General features: G+C 69.9%; 14 protein-coding genes. 5 read left to right on the top strand and 9 right to left on the bottom strand.

Going from position 1 to position 16,105, the window contains the following annotated elements; all coding sequences use genetic code 11:
* Window positions 1–287 precede the first annotated feature (287 nt).
* Genes BMZ45_RS02175 through BMZ45_RS02165 form a run of 4 tightly spaced genes read right to left on the bottom strand, consistent with a single transcriptional unit; the run spans window position 288 to window position 4,721 of the window.
* Entirely contained in the window at window positions 288–1,034 is a 747-nt protein-coding gene (locus tag BMZ45_RS02175) for a phosphoadenylyl-sulfate reductase (protein ID WP_091631900.1), read from the bottom strand.
* The gene (gene cysI / locus BMZ45_RS02170; RefSeq protein WP_091631898.1) at window positions 1,031–2,785 is read right to left on the bottom strand and encodes an assimilatory sulfite reductase (NADPH) hemoprotein subunit; all 1,755 of its coding nucleotides are present in this window, start codon (window positions 2,783–2,785) and stop codon (window positions 1,031–1,033) included. The genes BMZ45_RS02175 and cysI overlap by 4 nt, the downstream gene beginning before the upstream one ends.
* A complete protein-coding gene (locus tag BMZ45_RS21495) occupies window positions 2,782–2,919 on the bottom strand; it encodes a hypothetical protein (protein ID WP_157499692.1) in 138 nt (45 codons plus the stop codon). The genes cysI and BMZ45_RS21495 overlap by 4 nt, the downstream gene beginning before the upstream one ends.
* Entirely contained in the window at window positions 2,919–4,721 is a 1,803-nt protein-coding gene (locus BMZ45_RS02165; RefSeq protein ID WP_091631895.1) for an assimilatory sulfite reductase (NADPH) flavoprotein subunit, read from the bottom strand. Before BMZ45_RS02165 ends, BMZ45_RS21495 begins: the two co-directional genes overlap by 1 nt.
* Before the next feature lie 267 nt (window positions 4,722–4,988).
* Between BMZ45_RS02165 and cysD the strand changes: the two genes are divergently transcribed.
* Both cysD and cysN read left to right on the top strand, forming a co-directional pair.
* A complete protein-coding gene (gene cysD / locus BMZ45_RS02160; RefSeq protein WP_254776507.1) occupies window positions 4,989–5,888 on the top strand; it encodes a sulfate adenylyltransferase subunit CysD in 900 nt (299 codons plus the stop codon).
* Complete coding sequence (gene cysN / locus BMZ45_RS02155; RefSeq protein WP_091631889.1) at window positions 5,888–7,759, top strand: sulfate adenylyltransferase subunit CysN; 1,872 nt, start codon at window positions 5,888–5,890, stop codon at window positions 7,757–7,759. The genes cysD and cysN overlap by 1 nt, the downstream gene beginning before the upstream one ends.
* 408 nt (window positions 7,760–8,167) lie before the next feature.
* Here the strand turns inward: cysN and BMZ45_RS02150 are convergent, their stop codons facing one another.
* Window positions 8,168–8,410 (bottom strand): GlsB/YeaQ/YmgE family stress response membrane protein, encoded by a 243-nt coding sequence (locus BMZ45_RS02150; RefSeq protein ID WP_091631886.1) that lies wholly within the window; start codon window positions 8,408–8,410, stop codon window positions 8,168–8,170.
* 339 nt (window positions 8,411–8,749) lie between these two features.
* On the opposite strand from BMZ45_RS02150, the gene BMZ45_RS02145 reads away from it, so the two are divergent.
* Window positions 8,750–9,124, top strand: a complete 375-nt coding sequence (locus BMZ45_RS02145) for a VOC family protein (protein ID WP_091631884.1) — start codon at window positions 8,750–8,752, stop codon at window positions 9,122–9,124.
* Window positions 9,125–9,281: 157 nt separating this feature from the next.
* On the opposite strand, the gene BMZ45_RS02140 is transcribed toward BMZ45_RS02145, so the two are convergent.
* A complete protein-coding gene (locus BMZ45_RS02140; protein WP_091631881.1) occupies window positions 9,282–10,772 on the bottom strand; it encodes a M20 family metallopeptidase in 1,491 nt (496 codons plus the stop codon).
* A gap of 199 nt (window positions 10,773–10,971) precedes the next feature.
* Here BMZ45_RS02140 and BMZ45_RS02135 point away from each other — a divergent pair, with 199 nt between their 5' ends.
* Both BMZ45_RS02135 and BMZ45_RS02130 read left to right on the top strand, forming a co-directional pair.
* Entirely contained in the window at window positions 10,972–11,331 is a 360-nt protein-coding gene (locus BMZ45_RS02135) for a ComEA family DNA-binding protein (RefSeq protein ID WP_254776506.1), read from the top strand.
* 250 nt (window positions 11,332–11,581) lie between these two features.
* Window positions 11,582–12,214, top strand: a complete 633-nt coding sequence (locus BMZ45_RS02130) for a HutD/Ves family protein (RefSeq protein WP_091633959.1) — start codon at window positions 11,582–11,584, stop codon at window positions 12,212–12,214.
* Window positions 12,215–12,492: 278 nt separating this feature from the next.
* Here BMZ45_RS02130 and BMZ45_RS02125 read toward each other — a convergent pair whose 3' ends face one another.
* The 3 genes from BMZ45_RS02125 to BMZ45_RS02115 are packed head-to-tail and all read right to left on the bottom strand — an operon-like array spanning window position 12,493 to window position 16,002.
* Window positions 12,493–14,148 carry a sulfite reductase subunit alpha gene (locus BMZ45_RS02125; protein ID WP_091633956.1) on the bottom strand — a complete coding sequence of 552 codons (1,656 nt, stop codon included), beginning with the start codon at window positions 14,146–14,148 and terminating at the stop codon, window positions 12,493–12,495.
* 20 nt (window positions 14,149–14,168) lie between these two features.
* Window positions 14,169–15,182, bottom strand: a complete 1,014-nt coding sequence (locus BMZ45_RS02120; RefSeq protein ID WP_091631877.1) for an FAD:protein FMN transferase — start codon at window positions 15,180–15,182, stop codon at window positions 14,169–14,171.
* A gap of 10 nt (window positions 15,183–15,192) precedes the next feature.
* Window positions 15,193–16,002, bottom strand: coding sequence for a DUF4198 domain-containing protein (locus BMZ45_RS02115; RefSeq protein WP_091631874.1), 810 nt, complete (start codon window positions 16,000–16,002; stop codon window positions 15,193–15,195).
* Window positions 16,003–16,105: the final 103 nt, after the last annotated feature.

Genomic DNA, 16,105 nt, shown 5'->3' with positions numbered 1-16,105 from the left:
GCGAGACCGTCGCAGGCGCTGTGCATCGGCTTCGTTCGTCGGTCGGACGGATGGAGCGGAGAGCAAATCCCCCTCAATCCGTCCGGCCAGCGGGCAAGCCCGCTGGCGTTCAGTCGCGCACGAACCTGCGGTTCGTAAACCGCGCGCCCTCACCCTTTTTCAAAGGGGGAGGCAGCGCGCATGCAAGCGTGGAATTGCGGTGTTCTCCCATCTAAGTTCCTCCCTTCCTTGCGTCGGAGTTCCCCTCTTTGAAAAAGGGGGCAGGGGGGCTTCTGCGCGAGCGCGCCTCAAGCCGCCTGTTCGGCCGCGCCTTCGTCGTCGAAATGCAGCCCGCACTCGCGCTTGAGTCCGAAGAAGCGCGTGTCTTCCTCGCGCATGCCGTCCTCGAGCTTGCTGGTGGTGTGCACGTCGCCGATCGACACGTAGCCGTCGTGCCACAGCGGGTGATAAGGCAGATCGTGCGCCTGCAGGTACTGCCAGACGTCGCGGTCGCTCCAGTCGGCGAGCGGGTGCAGTTTCCAGCGGCCGTCGCGCAGGCTCAGGAAATCGAGGTTGGCGCGGGTGCTGGACTGGCTGCGGCGCAGGCCGGCGATCCAGGTGCGCACGCCGAGTTCGTTCAAGGCGCGCTGCATCGGCTCGACCTTGCGCAGGCGGTTGTAACGCTCGATCCCGTCCACGCCCTGTTCCCAGATCTTGCCCATGCGCGCTTCCATCCAGGCGATGCCGATCTGCGGACGGTAGACCTTGAGGTTGAGGTCCAGGCGCGTGCTCATCTCGTCGACGAAGCGGTAGGTCTCCGGGAACAGATAACCGGTGTCGATCAGGATCACCGGAATCTTCGGCGCCTGGCGGGTGACCATGTGCAGCGAGACCGCGGCCTGCGCGCCGAAGCTGGACGACAGCGCGTGCTCGCCGGCGGTGTTCTCCAGCGCCCAGGCCACGCGATCGGGCGCGCTCAGTCGTGCCAGCCAGCGGTTGAGATCGGCCAGCGCACGCGGCGATTCGGCGGCGGTGATGGGATCGGGCGGGCTCATGCGCGGACCTCGGTGGCGACGACGGCGATCGGAATGCTCGGACGGATGGCGTGGGGCGGGATGGCGACGGTTCCGCTGCGCAGCAGGTAGTCGCCGAAGCCTTCCTCGGCCTGGCGCTGCGCGGCGTAGTCGGCGAACAGCGGATCCAGCGCAGCCAGGATCTCGGGTTCGGCGATGTTTTCGCGGTACAGGGTGTTCAGACGCTGGCCGCGGTGATCGGCGCCCAGCATCAGGTTGTAGCGGCCGGGCGCCTTGCCGACCAAGGCGATCTCGCCCAGGTAGGGGCGCGAGCAGCCGTTCGGGCAGCCGCTGATGCGCAGGTGGATGGGCGCGTCGGCGATGGCGTGCCGTTGCAGCAGGCCTTCGACCTTGCCGATCAGTTCCGGCAGATAGCGTTCGGCCTCGGCCATGGCCAGGCCGCAGGTCGGCAGGGCCACGCAGGCCAGGGCGTTGCGACGCAGCGGGCTGGCGGCGCGGTAACCGTCCAGCCCGTATTGCGCGATCAGGGCGTCGACGCCCTCGCGCAGCGCCGGCGCGATCCCGGCCACGGTCAGGTTCTGGTTCGGGGTCATGCGGAATTCCGCGCCCGCGCCGTCTTCGTGCGCGCTCAGCAACTGCGCGAGCTCGCGCAGGCCGCTGAGGTGACGCACCTGCGAGCCGTCGGCGGACTCGCCGTCGACGATGCGGCCGGCCGGAATGCGCAGGGTCAGATGCGCGCGTCCGTCCTCGCCCTCGACCCAGCCGAAGCGGTCGCCGTTGTGGGCGAAGGCGAACGGCCGCGCCGGGAGGAGATGGAACCCGGCGCGGCGTTCGACTTCGGCTTGGAACCAGTCCAGCCCGTGGTCGTCGATGGTGTACTTCAGGCGCGCGCGCTTGCGCACGGCGCGGTTGCCGTGGTCGCGCTGCGCGGTGACCACCGCCTCGCCGACCGCGATCACCTGCTCGGGCGCGACGAAGCCGATCACGTTGCCCAGGCGCGGATAGGTCTCGGGATCGCCATGGGTCGCGCCCATGCCGCCGCCGACGCTGACGTTGTAGCCCAGCAGTTCGCCGGCCTCGTCGAGCACGGCGATGTAGCCCAGGTCCTGGGCGAACACGTCGACGTCGTTGTAGGGCGGCACCGCGAAGCCGATCTTGAACTTGCGCGGCAGGTAGACGTTGCCGTAGATCGGCTCTTCCTCGCCGCCGCTGCCGGCCACGCGCTCTTCGTCCAGCCAGATCTCGTAGTAGGCGCGGGTGTTGGGCAGCAGGTGCTCGGACAGCGCCGCGGCCTGCGCGTACACCGCCGCATGCGTGTGCGAGCGCAGCGGGTTGGCGGCCACCGCGACGTTGCGGTTGACGTCGCCGCAGGCGGCCAGGGTGTCGATCAGCGTGGCGTTGATCGCCTGCATGGTCGGCTTGAGTTCGGTCTTGATCACGCCGTGGAACTGGAACGCCTGGCGGGTGGTGATGCGCAGGCCGCGCTCGGCGTAGGTGGTCGCGATCGCATCCAGCTTCAGCCACTGCGCCGGCGTGACCACGCCGCCCGGGGTGCGGGTGCGGATCATGAAGCTGTAGGCCGGTTCCAGCTTGGCCAGGCGGCGCTCGTCGCGGATGTCGCGATCGTCCTGCTGGTAGCTGCCGTGGTACTTGATCAGGGTCTGATCGTCCTCGCGCAGGCTGCCGGTGACCGGGTCGGCCAGGCTCTCCAGCAGGCTGCCGCGCAGGCGCGCGCTGGAGCGCTTGATGTCTTCGACCGAATGCGCGCTCATGCCCGCGCCTCCGCGAGCAGGCCGAATGCAGCGCGCGCTGTCACCGCCATCGCGCGCTCTGCGGCGCGTCCATGGCGATACGCGCGCTGCATCCGATCCGCCGGGGCAAACCCGTTGTGGTCGAGCGCGGCCATCAGTACACGTCCCGGGCGTAGCGGCCCTGCTGCTGCAGCGCGTTGAGGTAGTCCTCGGCGTCCTCGGCGCTCTTGCCGCCGTGTTCGGCGATCGCCGCCAGCAAGGCGGCGTGCACATCGCGCGCCATGCGGGTGGCGTCGCCGCAGACGTACAGATGGGCGCCGCCTTCGAGCCAGTCGTAGAGATCGCGGCCGGCCTGACGCAGGCGGTCCTGCACATAGATCTTGTGGGCCTGGTCGCGCGAGAACGCCAGGTCCAGGCGGTGCAGCTGACCCGACTTCAGCGCCGCCTGCCATTCGGTCTGGTAGAGGAAGTCGCTGCGGAAATGCGGGTTGCCGAACAGCAGCCAGTTGCGGCCGCCGGCGCCGTCGGCGGCGCGTTCCTGGACGAAGCCGCGGAACGGCGCGACGCCGGTGCCGGGCCCGATCATGATCACGTCGCGGGCGCCGTCGCGCGGCAGGCGGAAGCGTTCGTTGTGTTCGACGAACACCGGCAGGCGCGCGCCTTCCTCGCTGCGCGCGAGCAGGTGCGAGGCCGCGCCCCAGCGCGTGCCGCCGGCGCTGGCGTATTCGACGTGGGCCACGGTCAGGTGGACCTCGTCGCCGACCAGCTTCTGGCTGGAGGCGATCGAGTACAGGCGCGGCGTGAGCGGGCGCAGCGCTGCCACCAGCTCCTCGCCGGACCAGGCGCCGTCGTAGCGCTGCAGCAGGTCGATGACCTGGGTGTCGGCGAGCAGGCGGGTGAACGCGGCCGCGTTGTCCGGCGCGAGCAGGCGGTTGAGTTCGTCGCTGCGCGCGTGGGCGGCGTGGCTGGCCACGAACGGGCGCGCCAACTTGGTCAGCTCGCGCTTCTCGCCCAGCCACTGGCGCAGCGGCAGGCGCTGGCCGCCGTGTTCGACCTCGCCGCCGCCGTCCAGCTCCAGGGTCCGCAGCACCGCCTCGACCAGGGCCGGCGGGTTGCGCGGCCACAGGCCGAGCGCGTCGCCGGGCGCGTAGCTCAGGCCCGAGCCTTCCAGCGACAGTTCGATATGGCGCACATCCTTGTCGCTGCCGCCCACGGTCAGACGCTGGTTGACCAGCAGTTCGGCGGCGAACGGGGATTCGCGGGTGTAGGCCGGCGCGGCCGGCAGCGGACGCAGCGGGGTGACGGTGGCCAGCGGCGCGCTCGGCTTGAGCGCGTCCTTGGCCGCACTCAGGGCCTGCTGCAGCCAGGGCGTGGCCACGGTTTCGAAGTCCAGGTCGGCATCGCCGCGCGCGAGCAGGCGGGTCGCACCGAGTTCGGCCAGGCGCTCGTCGAGCTTGGCGCCGATCGCGCAGAACTGCGGATAGCTGGAGTCGCCCAGGCCCAGCACGGCGTAGTGCAGCTGCTTGAGCTCGGGCGCGCGCTTGCCGGCGATGAACTCGACCAGGCCGCGGGCGTCGTCGGGCGGGTCGCCGTCGCCCTGGGTGCTCACCACCAGGTAGAGGTGGCGTTCGTTCTTGAGTTCGCGGGTCGGGTAAGCGTCGGCGCGCAGCAGCCGCACCGCCAGGCCGGCCTGCTCGGCCTGGGCCGCAAGCTGCTCGGCCAGACGCTTGGCGTTGCCGGTCTGGCTGCCGTAGACCACGGTCAGGCGTTCGCCGCTGCGCGCCTCGGGCGCCAGCGGGACCGGCGCCAGGGCGCCGCCGGCGGTGCGTGCGGCCAGTCCGGCGGCGTAGCCGGACAGCCACCACAGGCCGTCGCGGTCGAGGTCGTCGGTCAGACGCAGCAGCGCGGACAGCCGGTCCTCGGTCAGCGGAGTGGCAAGTAGCGCGGGCGCGGGCATGGCGGAAGGCGGGCTCGGGGCAGGGAACGGCGAGGTTCGGAGCCTGCAGGCTAGGCCCCGCGCGAGACGCGCGGAAAGGATGCTGCGTTATGCGTTCATGCCCTGCGCTCATTTCCGAGCGCGCCGGCCGGGGCGGCCTAATGGCGGCCCGTTCGCAGGTGCGTCGCCGCTGGCATGTCTCCCGATTCCCTTCTGTGGTCAGATAGTCCCGGTCGCGCCGGGTCCCGGCGCGGCGCCCACGCACGCCCCGCAGCCACGAGCCCGACCTTGGACCTGAGCCACCTCGACCGCCTCGAAGCCGAAAGCATCCATATTCTTCGGGAAGTAGCCGCCGAATTCCGTAACCCGGTGATGCTGTACTCGGTGGGCAAGGACAGCTCGGTGCTGCTGCACCTGCTGCTCAAGGCCTTCCATCCGGCGCGCCCGCCGATCCCGCTGCTGCACGTGGACACCGGCTGGAAGTTCCGCGAAATGATCGCCTTCCGCGACCGCCGCGCCGCCGAGACCGGCGTCGACCTGCGCGTGCACACCAACCCCGACGGCCTCGCGCGCGGGATCGGCCCGATCAGCCACGGCGCCAGCGTGCACACCGACGTGATGAAGACCCAGGGCCTGAAGCAGGCCCTGGACACGGCGCGCCACGACGCCGCGATCGGCGGCGCGCGCCGCGACGAGGAGAAGTCGCGCGCCAAGGAGCGCATCTTCTCGTTCCGCAACGAACAGCACCGCTGGGACCCCAAGAACCAGCGTCCCGAGCTGTGGAATCTCTACAACACCCGCATCCGCAGCGGCGAGAGCGTGCGCGTGTTTCCGATCTCGAACTGGACCGAGCTGGACGTCTGGCTCTACATCTACCGCGAGAAGATCCCGGTGCCGTCGCTGTACTTCGCCGCCGAACGTCCGGTGGTGGAGCGCGACGGCGCCCTGATCCTGGTCGACGACGAGCGCCTGCCGCTGCGGGCGGGCGAAACCCCGCAGCTGCGCAAGGTGCGCTTTCGCACCCTGGGCTGCTATCCGCTGACCGGCGCGATCGAGTCCGAGGCCGAGACCCTGGAGCAGATCATCGCCGAGATGCTGGTGGCGACCACGTCCGAGCGTCAGGGCCGGGTGATCGACCACGACCCCTCCGCCTCGATGGAGAAGAAGAAGCAGGAGGGCTATTTCTGATGGCCGTCGCCGAAGACATCGCCGCCTACCTGCGCCTGCACGAATCCAAGGGCCTGCTGCGCTTCATCACCTGCGGCAGCGTCGACGACGGCAAGAGCACCCTGATCGGGCGCCTGCTGCACGACACCCGCCTGCTGTTCGACGACCAGTTGGCCGCGCTCAACGCCGACAGCCGCCGCCACGGCACCCAGAACGGCGAGATCGACTACGCCCTGCTGGTCGACGGCCTGGCCGCCGAGCGCGAGCAGGGCATCACCATCGATGTCGCCTACCGCTATTTCGGCACCGAGCGGCGCAAGTTCATCGTCGCCGACTGCCCGGGCCACGAGCAGTACACCCGCAACATGGCCACCGGCGCGTCCACCGCCGACCTCGCCGTGGTGCTGGTGGACGCACGCAAGGGCCTGCTGACCCAGACCCGCCGCCACACCTACATCGCCGCGTTGCTCGGCATTCGTCACGTGCTGCTGGCGGTCAACAAGATGGACCTGGTCGGCTACGACCAGGACGTGTTCGAGGCCATCGTCGCCGAGTACCGCGAACTCGCGGTGCAACGCGGCATCGCCCAGGTCACCGCGATTCCGCTGTCGGCGCTGCGCGGCGACAACCTGCTGCAGCGCTCCCCGGCCATGCCCTGGTACGACGGCGTCAGCGTGCTCGAGCATCTGGAAACCGTGGACGTCGCCCGCGACGAGGTCGAGGTCGGCTTCCGTCTTCCGGTGCAATGGGTGAATCGCCCGAACCAGAACTTCCGCGGCTTCGCCGGCACCGTGGCCGCGGGCGCGGTGCGGCCCGGCGACGAGATCGCGGCGCTGCCCTCGGGCCGGCGTTCCAGGGTCGCGCGCATCGTCACCGCCGATGGCGATCTCGAGGTCGCCGGCGTCGGCCAGGCGGTCACGCTGACCTTGGACGACGAGCTCGACATCAGTCGCGGCGACGTGATCGCCTCCGCGGATGCGCCGGCCCAGGTCGCCGACCAGTTCGCCGCCCACCTGCTGTGGATGGGCGAGAGCCCGCTGCTGCCGGGGCGCCCGTATTGGCTGAAGATCGGCGCGCGCACGGTCAGCGCCACCGTCACCGAGATCAAGCACAAGATCGACGTGAACACGCAGGCCCAGCTCGCCGCCAAACATCTGGAGCTCAACGAGGTCGCCTACTGCAATCTCAACCTCGATCAGCCGGTCGCGTTCGAGCCCTATGCCGACAATCGCGCGCTGGGCGGTTTCATCCTGATCGACCGCGAGGACAACGCCACCGTCGCCGCCGGCACCCTCGACTTCGCCCTGCGCCGCGCCGGCAACATCCATTGGCAGCACGTCGACGTCGACAAGGCCGCGCGCGCGCGCAGCAAGGCGCAGACGCCGCGCTGCGTGTGGTTCACCGGCCTGTCCGGTTCGGGCAAATCGACCATCGCCAATCTGGTCGAGAAGCGCCTGCACGCGCTCGGCCATCACACCTACATCCTCGACGGCGACAACGTGCGCCACGGCCTCAACAAGGACCTGGGCTTCACCGACGAGGACCGCGTCGAGAACATCCGCCGCGTCGCCGAAGTCGCGCGCCTGATGACCGACGCCGGCCTGATCGTGCTGGTCAGCTTCATCTCGCCGTTCCGCGCCGAACGCCGCATGGCGCGCGAACTGTTCGGACCGGACGAGTTCGTCGAGGTCTACGTCGACACGCCGCTGGCGGTGGCCGAGGAACGCGACGTCAAGGGCCTGTACGCCAAGGCGCGCGCGGGCAAGATCCCCAACTTCACCGGCATCGATTCGCCCTACGAGGCGCCGGAAGCGCCGGAACTGGTGTTGAACACGGTGGAGCAGGACGCCGAGGACCTGGCGCAGCGGGTGATCGATCGCTTGTTGGGCTGACGCGCAGCGTTTGCCGGCCATCGGCCTTTCACGCTTAAGCCCCTCTCCCGCCTGCGGGAGGGGGGTTGGGGTGAGGGCCGCGCCACTCCCACTTGATCCTGTTGCCCTCATCCGCGCTGCGGACACCTACTCGGCGTTGCACTTTGGGCTGACGCGCAGCGTTTGCCGGCCATCGGCCTTTCACGCTTAGGCCCCTCTCCCGTCTGCGGGAGAGGGGTTGGGGTGAGGGCCGCCGCGCCACTCCCACTTGATCCCGCCGCCTCATCAGTCCCGTGGGCACCTGCTCGGCGTTGCACTGCCTGCGGTCGCCGCAAGCGGGAGCAGGGGCGTCGAGGATCTGGGCGCTCGCCCCCAAACGCAAACGCCCCAGCCTAAGCCGGGGCGTCCTCTCGCACGACCGAAGCCGGATCAGCGTTTGGCCGTCTTGCTGCGGATGATCTCGTAGAGGAACAACAGCACGATGGCGCAGATGATCGAGACGATGAAGCCGATCATGCCGCCGCCCGCGTACAGCAGGCTGCCGACATAGGCGCCGGCGATGCCGAGCAGGATGGTCAGGATCCAACCCATCGGATCGGCGCCCGGTTTGAAGAAACGAGCCAGCACACCAATGACCGCACCGATGATGATCGTATAAACGATACCGCCCATAGCGTTCCCCTCCTCAGGGTCGTGGTGACGCCCGGGAATCCTAGCAGTCGGGGGAGTGAGCGCCGTGTCGCGGCGCAGCAGGGGGAGGACGCTTGCGGGCGGCCGGCGCTGAGTCGGCGCTCGGCTGCGGCGCCATAGGCGGTGGCGCGGTCCGATGGACGAACGACATTCCCGCGGGGCGTCGCTGCCCCGGCGACGTGGGTAGGCGGGCCGACGACGACGATCCAATGTCGCGCTCGCGGCGTGCGCCGCTCCTGCAGGGGCGGTGGCGGCGCTGCGGGGCGCTCGGCCGGCGCCGCCGATTCGGCGCTAAGCTGCGCGCGAGCACGGGAGACCGTCATGCCACAGCTATATCGCGTCACCCCCTTCCTGCGCGTGCCGGACATCGAAGGGGCGATCGCGTTCTTCTGCGGGACCCTGGACTTCCGGCTCGGCTTCAGCGGCGGCGGCTACGCCTATGTCTGGCGCGATGGCGTGGCGTTCCGGATGGTCCAGGACCGGCCCTTGCCGCCGCGCGGCGAAGGCCGTTACACCTCCTACGTCGACGTCGAGGATGTCGACGGCCTGTACGCGCAGCTCAAGCCCAAGCTGGATCTGCTGCCGGCGGGCTCGGTGTGTGCGCCCTTCGATCAGGCGTACGGCCAACGCGAGTTCACCGTGATCGGCCCGGACGGCGATCTGATCGCGTTCGGCATGGAAATCGCGAGCGGCTAGCGCGCTCGCCCGCGCCCGTTGAGCGCGGTTCGCTTTCCTGTCTTCGATGCGCTCGCCCGCGCATGGGCGGCGCGTGTCTGTTCGAGGCACGGATCGGAGCGTCGAGCTCCGACCCGCGCTGCGCCGACCGATCCGCGATCGGCCGGCGCGTTCGCGATCAGCAGCAGCCGTGATCGCCGTGCTGTTCGCCGCCGGCGACCGCGGCCACGCCGCTGGTTTCGCCGCGCTGGCTGGCGGCGTGATGTTCGGCCACCACGCGCGCGACGCAGGCGGTCACGCGCTTGCCCATCGGGATGTGCAGGAACTCGTTCGGGCCGTGCGCATTGGAGTGCGGGCCGAGCACGCCGGTGATCATGAACTGCGCGCCCGGGAACTTCTCGCCGAGCATGCCCATGAACGGAATCGTGCCGCCTTCGCCCATGTACATCGCCGGCTGGCCGAAGAATTCGCGGCTGGACGCGTCGATCGCGCGGGTCAGCCAGGGCGACTGCGCGGGCGCGTTCCAACCGGTCGAGGCCTTCTCCAGCTCCATCGTCACCTGCGCGCCGCTGGGCGGATCGCGTTCCAGCACTTCCTTCAGCAGTTCGCCGGCGCGCTTGCCGTCCAGGGTCGGCGGCAGACGCAGGCTGAGCTTGACCGAGGTGTGCGGGCGCAGCACGTTGCCGGCCGACGACAGCGGCGGCATGCCGTCCACGCCGGTCACCGACAGCGCCGGGCGCCAGGTGCGGTTGAGCACCAGCTCCGACAGTTCGCTCGCCATCGGCTTCATGCCCGGCAGGAACGGGAACTTGTCGTAGACCGCGTTGCCCAGCACCTTGGCGGCCTGGCGCGCCTGCTCCAGGCGCTCCTCGGGCACGTCCACGTACAGGCCTTCGACCAGGATCTTGCCGCTGGTCTCGTCTTCCAGGCGCGACAGCAGCTGGCGCAGCAGGCGGAAGCTCGAGGGCACGATGCCGGAGGCGTCGCCGGAGTGCACGCCTTCGCTGAGCACCTTGACCGTGAAGTTGCCGCCGGCCAGGCCGCGCAGCGAGGTCGTGCACCACAGCTGCTCGTAGTTGCCGCAGCCCGAATCCAGGCAGACCACCAGCGAGGGCTTGCCGATCCGATCGGCGAGGTGATCGACGTAGGCGGGCAGGTCGTAGCTGCCGGATTCCTCGCAGGCCTCGATCAGGATCACGCAGCGCGCGTGCGGCAGTTGCTGTTCCTGCAGGGCCATGATCGCGGCCAATGAGCCGAAGATCGCGTAGCCGTCGTCGGCGCCGCCGCGGCCGTACAGGCGATCGCCCTTGATGACCGGGGTCCAGGGGCCGAGGTCGGCGTCCCAGCCGGTCATCTCCGGCTGCTTGTCGAGGTGGCCGTACAGCAGCACGCAGTCCTCGTCGCTGCCGCCGTGCGCGGCCGGGATGTCGATGAAGATCAGCGGGGTGCGGCCTTCCAGGCGCACCACCTCGACCTGCATGCCCGGGATGGTCTGGGCGCGCGCCCAGGTCTCCATCAGCTTGACCGCGTCGTCCATGTAGCCGTGCTTGACCCAGTCCGCGTCGAACATCGGCGATTTGTTGGGAATACGAATGTATTCAACCAGTTGCGGGACGATTTCATCGTCCCATTTTTCGCCGACGTAGCGGTCGACCTTGCTGGCGTCCATCGAAGGGCCTCGAGCTGGGGGTAAGACCCGCAAGTTTACGCCTCCCGGCCGTGTAGGACTTTTCCTACCCTGCGACGCGGCGTCCGCTGGCTTTTTCCGCAAGGCCGCGGCGCTACGCTGACCCCATCGAGTCGAGGAGACCGAATCCCCCGGCGAATCCCTCCCCAACGCCCGCCGGCATCGGAACGGAATCCACTCCATGGAGCTGAACAAGATGAACGTCCTCGCGCTTGCCGCCCGCGCGCTGCTGCTGTCGCTGCTGTTCGTGGGCAGCGCCCTGGCCGCCGAGAAGGTCAATATCAACAGCGCCGACGTCGCCACCTTGGACCGCGTCCTGCTCAACGTCGGCGCCTCCAAGGCCGAGGCCATCGTCGCCTACCGCAAGGCCAACGGCGCCTTCCGCAGCCCCGAACAGCTGGCCCTGGTCAAGGGCATCGGCCTGAAGACCGTGGAAAAGAATCGCGACCGCATCGTCATCGGCGAGGCAGCACCGGCGCGCAAGCCCGCTGCGCCGGCCGTCGGCGGCGGCAGCGCCCAGCGCGCGGCCAACCGCCGCTGACAGACCGTCGGTCCCGCAAGGATGCGGTGGCCGACAACGCACGGGCAGGGACGTCCGACGAATGCAGGGGGAGAGCCCTGGACAAGGAAGTGAGCCGCCCGTCCGTGGATGGATCCGCGGGCGGCGGCGCTTTTTTTAGCGCCGGTTCGGTCGCGCCGATAGCCGGCAGCGGGACCGGTGCCCGTGGGGCCGCGCTCGGCCGCCGCGCTGGTTAGACTTTGCGCCATCGGAACGGATCACAGCGATGGCGATGACAGACGAAGCGGGAGCCGCCCAGGGCGGCCGTTGCTGGGCGATCCCGGCCAACGAGTACCGGCGCGAGCGCTGGCGCAACCAGCTGGGCTGGACCCGCGAAATCCTGCGCCTGGACGCGGCCGCGCGGCCGGTGGACGGCGACGATTGGGATTGGCGGTTGTCGATCGCCGAGATCGAGCGCGACGCGGCGTTCTCGGCGTTTCCGGGCATCGATCGCGAACTGGTGCTGCTCAGCGGCAACGGCCTGCGTCTGCGCTTCGACGACGGCGAGCTGCACGAACTGCTGCCCCCGCACGACAAGCTGCGCTTCGCCGGCGAGCGCGTCGTGCACGGCGAACTGATCGACGGCACCACCCACGACTTCAACCTGATGTGGCGGCGCGAGCGCGTGCAGGCGCAGCTCTGGCATCGCCCGCTGGTCGGACCGATGGTGATCTTCGCCGAACCCGGCCAGACCTGGGCCGTGCACCTGATCGCGGGGCAAGCCCGCTTCGCCGACGACACCGGCCTGCCGCCGCTGGCGGCGGGCGATACCGCGGTGCTGGCGGCGGGCGCTGCGCGTTTGCGCGCGGTGCTGGAGGGCGGTGGCGAGGTGTTGCTGGTGCGGGTGGCGCCGGTTGTCGAGTGATGCGTTCGCCTGGTGCGCTGCCCGAGCTGTTCGTGATGGGCTAGTCGAACCGTGAGTGGCGAAGTTGCGCGTTCCTAAGAGCAAATCCCCCTCAATCCCCTTTTTCCAAAGGGGGAAGAAACGCGGGGCGGCGTAATGAGACGAGCCGTGCAACGACACGAGTGGCGCAACGTCACGAGCCGTTCATGGTGAGCTAGTCGAACCATGGCCGGCGACCCGCCCGACCCCAGTAGCCAACAACCGACGCGCCACTCCACCGGGTTAGGCGCCCGAGTGACTCAGTACACGTCGCGCCGATACCGCCCATCCAGCGCCATCGCTTCCAACGCCTCCAATCCCACGATCTCGCGTAGCACCGCATCCACCGCCGGCGCCATGCCTTCCAGGCTGCCGCAGACGTAAACCGCCGCCCCGCCGTCCAGCCATTCGCGCACGCGCGCGCTGTGCTCGCGCAGGCGCTGCTGCACGTACACGCGTTCGCTGCCGTCGCGCGAGAACGCCAGGTCGATGCGTTCGATGGCGCCGTCGCGCAGCCAGGCTTCGAGCTCGTCGCGATAGTGGTAGTCGTGCGCCGCGCTGCGTTCGCCGAACAGCAGCCAGTTGCGCGTATGCCCGGCGGCGGCGCGGGTCTTCAGCAGCGCGCGCAGGCCGGCGATGCCGGTGCCGTTGCCGATCAGGATCATCGGCCGTGCGTCGGCCGGCGCGTGGAAGGAGGGATTGGCGCGGATGCGCAGGTCGATGCGTTCGCCGACGCCTGCGTGGGCGGTCAGCCAGCCGCTGCCGCTGCCCAGGCGTCCGTCGGGCTGGCGCATCTGCCGCACCAGCAACTGCAGGCCGCCGTCGGCGGGCAACGAGGCGATCGAGTACTCGCGATGCGGCAAGGACTGCAGCGCATCGGCGACGGCCTGCGGCGCCAGCGCCTGCATCGCCGTCGCGTCCGGCAAGCGCGAACGCCGCAACAGCGCGGCCAGCGTGTCGGCTTCGCCGTTCGCGTCGACCGTGGCCGTGCCGTCCTGATTCGCGGCGAGCAGCCACGCGGCCACATCGGCCTCGCCGTTGCGCGGACCGATCTCGGCGATATCGCCGGCCTGCCATTGCAGGTCGGCCGCATTCTCGGGCGTGAGCGCGACATGGAACGCCGGGCCGCCAACGCTGCCGGGATTGAGCTGCGCGCGTTCGCTCAGACGCCACGGCCGATATGAAGGCGCGCTCCAGTCGGGCAGTTCGGTATGCCCCGCGAGCAGGCCCAGATGATGCTGCCAATGGCGCAGCGCGCCGGGGTCGCCGTCGTCGACTTCGACCAGGTCGAACATCGGCTCGGCGCCGGCGTGGCGCAGCCAATGGTCGAGGCGGTGGCCGAAGCTGCAGAACCGTTCGTACTGACGGTCGCCCAGCGCCAACACGCCGTAGCGCAAGCCGGGCAGGGCGGCGGAGGCGCCCAACACCACGCGCACGAAGCGCGCCGCCGTGTCCGGCGCATCGCCCTCGCCGGTGGTGCTGACCACGAACAAAACCTGGTGGTAGCGCGCGAGCGCGGACGCGTCCAGCGTGCCCAGCATGCGGATATCGGCGCCGACGCCGCTGTCGGCCAGGGTCTGCCAGCTGCGGCGCGCCAGGAATTCGGCGTGACCGGTCTGGCTGGCGAACGCGACCAGCCAATCGTGGGCGCCGTCCGCGGAGGCGCGCGGCAGGGCCTGCGCACGCGCGCGGCGCGCGCGCACCCAGGCGATGCCGCCGACGAAACCGGCGTAGGCCGTCGCCAGGCCGGCCGCCCACAGCAGGCGCGCGCGCTCCGGCGCGAGCCAACGCACCGGCTCGGCCTGCCAGCGCAGCAGCAGATAGGCCAGCACCATCAGCGCGATCAGCACCAGCGCGTTGCCGAGGGTGCTGGCGCCGAAGCGCCGCGTGCGTAAGGAGGATTCGGACGGATGCATCTGCGACTTCGTATGCGTGTTCAAGCCGCGCGCTGGCGCGCGATGAAGGCCGGCGTCATCCGGGTCAGGAAGCCGTCGCCGTCGTGCAGCACGAACATCGCCGCGAGCTGGCGACGGTTGGCATAGGCCATGCCGGCCTGCGGGCCCAGCACCGCCAGCACGGTGGCCAGGCCGTCGGCCTGCATGCATTGCGGGTGCAGCACGCTGACCGAAGCCAGGGCATGCGTCACGGGTCGGCCGCTGCGCGGATCCACGGTGTGCGAATAACGGCGGCCGTCGTGATCGAAGTAGCGGCGGTAGTCGCCCGAGGTCGCGATCGCGAAACCGTCCAGCGCCAGCACCGCGGTGCCGTCGTCGCCGGTGTCGTCCGAGGGGCGCTCGACCGCGATCCGCCAGGCGCCGCCGTCGGGCTTGCGGCCGCGGCCGTAGAGTTCGCCGCCGACCTCGACCAGGAAGGCGCCGATGCCGCGTTCGCTCAGCCACTCGGCCACGCGATCGACACCGTAGCCTTTGGCGATCGAGGAGAAATCCAGATAACTGCCGCCGGCCTGGGTCGCGGTGCGCGCGTGCGGATCGAAGCCGACCCGCTGCCAGCCCACGCGCGCCTGCGCCTGGGCGATCTCGGCGTCCGACGGCGCGGACTCACGTCCGCCGTCGGGGCCGAAGCCCCACAGATTGACCAGCGGCCCGATCGTGGGGTCGTAGGCACCGCCGCTGTCGGCGGCGAGCTTCAAGGCCGCGTCCAGCACCGCATGGAAACCGTCGGGCAGGGCCTGCACGCTGCCGGCCTCGGCGCGGTTGTAGCGGCTGAGGTCGGAGTCGGCCTCCCAGGTGCTCATCTGGGCCACGACTTCATCCAGACGGGCCTGGATGCCGCGCTCCAGTTCCGGCAGCGCGGCGGCGTCGGCCACCAGCTTCACCGACCATTGCGTGCCCATGCTGTGCCCCGCGAGCGCATGCACGGCGCGCGCGGCCGGGGCGCTGCCGCCCCAGCTCGCGCCGCTCCAGCTCATGCGGATCGGAGGCGGTTGCATGCCGGTCGGTTTACTGCGACAGCACTTCGAACACGGCGACGTAGCTCAGGCGGCGCTGCTTGGCGTCCGGCAGCGTGGTCTTGGCGTCCTCGCTGGCGGTCTCCAGCCAGTACATGCCGGCCTGCGGCCAGTTCACTTCGAACTTGCCGTCGGCGCCGCTGGTCAGGTGGATCTCGTTCTGCTGATCGCGGTAGCGGGTCGCGCCCGGCACCACTTCGATCTTCAGGCCCGCGGCCGGCTTGCCGTCGACGAGCAGCTGGAAGGTGGCCTTCTCGCCGGCGAACAAATCGTTGGGGTGGGTCACCGGCACCAGCTCGATGCCCTTGCCGCTGGCCTTGAACACGCCGGTGGTCGGCGAGCCGACGGTGGCGAAGGTCTCGACCCGGCCCAGGCTTTCCGAGGCGCTGACTTCGGTCGCGCCGGCCGGGATGCCGGCCTTGAAGTCCTCGGCCTTGCCGCGCCAGCGCTTGGCTTCGCCGCCGAGCTTGTAGCTGGCGAACATGCCCTCGTTGACCATCGCGATCTTGTAGGTGCCTTCCTGCGCCAGCTCGACGTCGAACACGCTGCGCAGCTTGCCGGTGGACGCGTTCTGCGCCTGCACCGCGCTGCCGTCCGGCGCGGTGATGCGCAGGCGTTCCAGCGGCAGCGGCACGTGGTTGAAGTAGAACAAGTCGTTGGACACGGCCGCGTCGACCGTGAGCCAGGCGCCCTTGTCGGAGAACACGGTCTGCGACGGCTGCAGCCAGGCCTTGTGCGCCTGCGCCGAGGTGGCGAAGCCGAGCGCGGCGATCGCGGCGGCGGCGATGAGTTTGATTTTCATGGTTGAAATCCGGGATTGGAGAATAGGGATTCGGGATTCGTAACAGCGATGGCGTGGAATGCGGGTCGAAACCGGGAGCGCGATTTAGCGCTTACGCGAATCT

Origin of the sequence: Lysobacter sp. cf310 (genome assembly GCF_900114355.1) — a bacterium.
GTDB lineage: Bacteria > Pseudomonadota > Gammaproteobacteria > Xanthomonadales > Xanthomonadaceae > Lysobacter.
This window is presented reverse-complemented; position numbering and strand designations above follow the sequence as displayed.

Bases quoted from the DNA above. Each gene is read 5' to 3' on its own strand.
- BMZ45_RS02175 (WP_091631900.1), bottom strand. From the start codon at position 1,034: ATGAGCCCGCCCGATCCCATCACCGCCGCCGAATCGCCGCGTGCGCTG.
- cysI (WP_091631898.1), bottom strand. From the start codon at position 2,785: ATGAGCGCGCATTCGGTCGAAGACATCAAGCGCTCCAGCGCGCGCCTG.
- BMZ45_RS21495 (WP_157499692.1), bottom strand. From the start codon at position 2,919: ATGGCCGCGCTCGACCACAACGGGTTTGCCCCGGCGGATCGGATGCAG.
- BMZ45_RS02165 (WP_091631895.1), bottom strand. From the start codon at position 4,721: ATGCCCGCGCCCGCGCTACTTGCCACTCCGCTGACCGAGGACCGGCTG.
- cysN (WP_091631889.1), top strand. From the start codon at position 5,888: ATGGCCGTCGCCGAAGACATCGCCGCCTACCTGCGCCTGCACGAATCC.
- BMZ45_RS02150 (WP_091631886.1), bottom strand. From the start codon at position 8,410: ATGGGCGGTATCGTTTATACGATCATCATCGGTGCGGTCATTGGTGTG.
- BMZ45_RS02145 (WP_091631884.1), top strand. From the start codon at position 8,750: ATGCCACAGCTATATCGCGTCACCCCCTTCCTGCGCGTGCCGGACATC.
- BMZ45_RS02140 (WP_091631881.1), bottom strand. From the start codon at position 10,772: ATGGACGCCAGCAAGGTCGACCGCTACGTCGGCGAAAAATGGGACGAT.
- BMZ45_RS02135 (WP_254776506.1), top strand. From the start codon at position 10,972: ATGGAGCTGAACAAGATGAACGTCCTCGCGCTTGCCGCCCGCGCGCTG.
- BMZ45_RS02130 (WP_091633959.1), top strand. From the start codon at position 11,582: ATGACAGACGAAGCGGGAGCCGCCCAGGGCGGCCGTTGCTGGGCGATC.
- BMZ45_RS02125 (WP_091633956.1), bottom strand. From the start codon at position 14,148: ATGCATCCGTCCGAATCCTCCTTACGCACGCGGCGCTTCGGCGCCAGC.
- BMZ45_RS02120 (WP_091631877.1), bottom strand. From the start codon at position 15,182: ATGCAACCGCCTCCGATCCGCATGAGCTGGAGCGGCGCGAGCTGGGGC.
- BMZ45_RS02115 (WP_091631874.1), bottom strand. From the start codon at position 16,002: ATGAAAATCAAACTCATCGCCGCCGCCGCGATCGCCGCGCTCGGCTTC.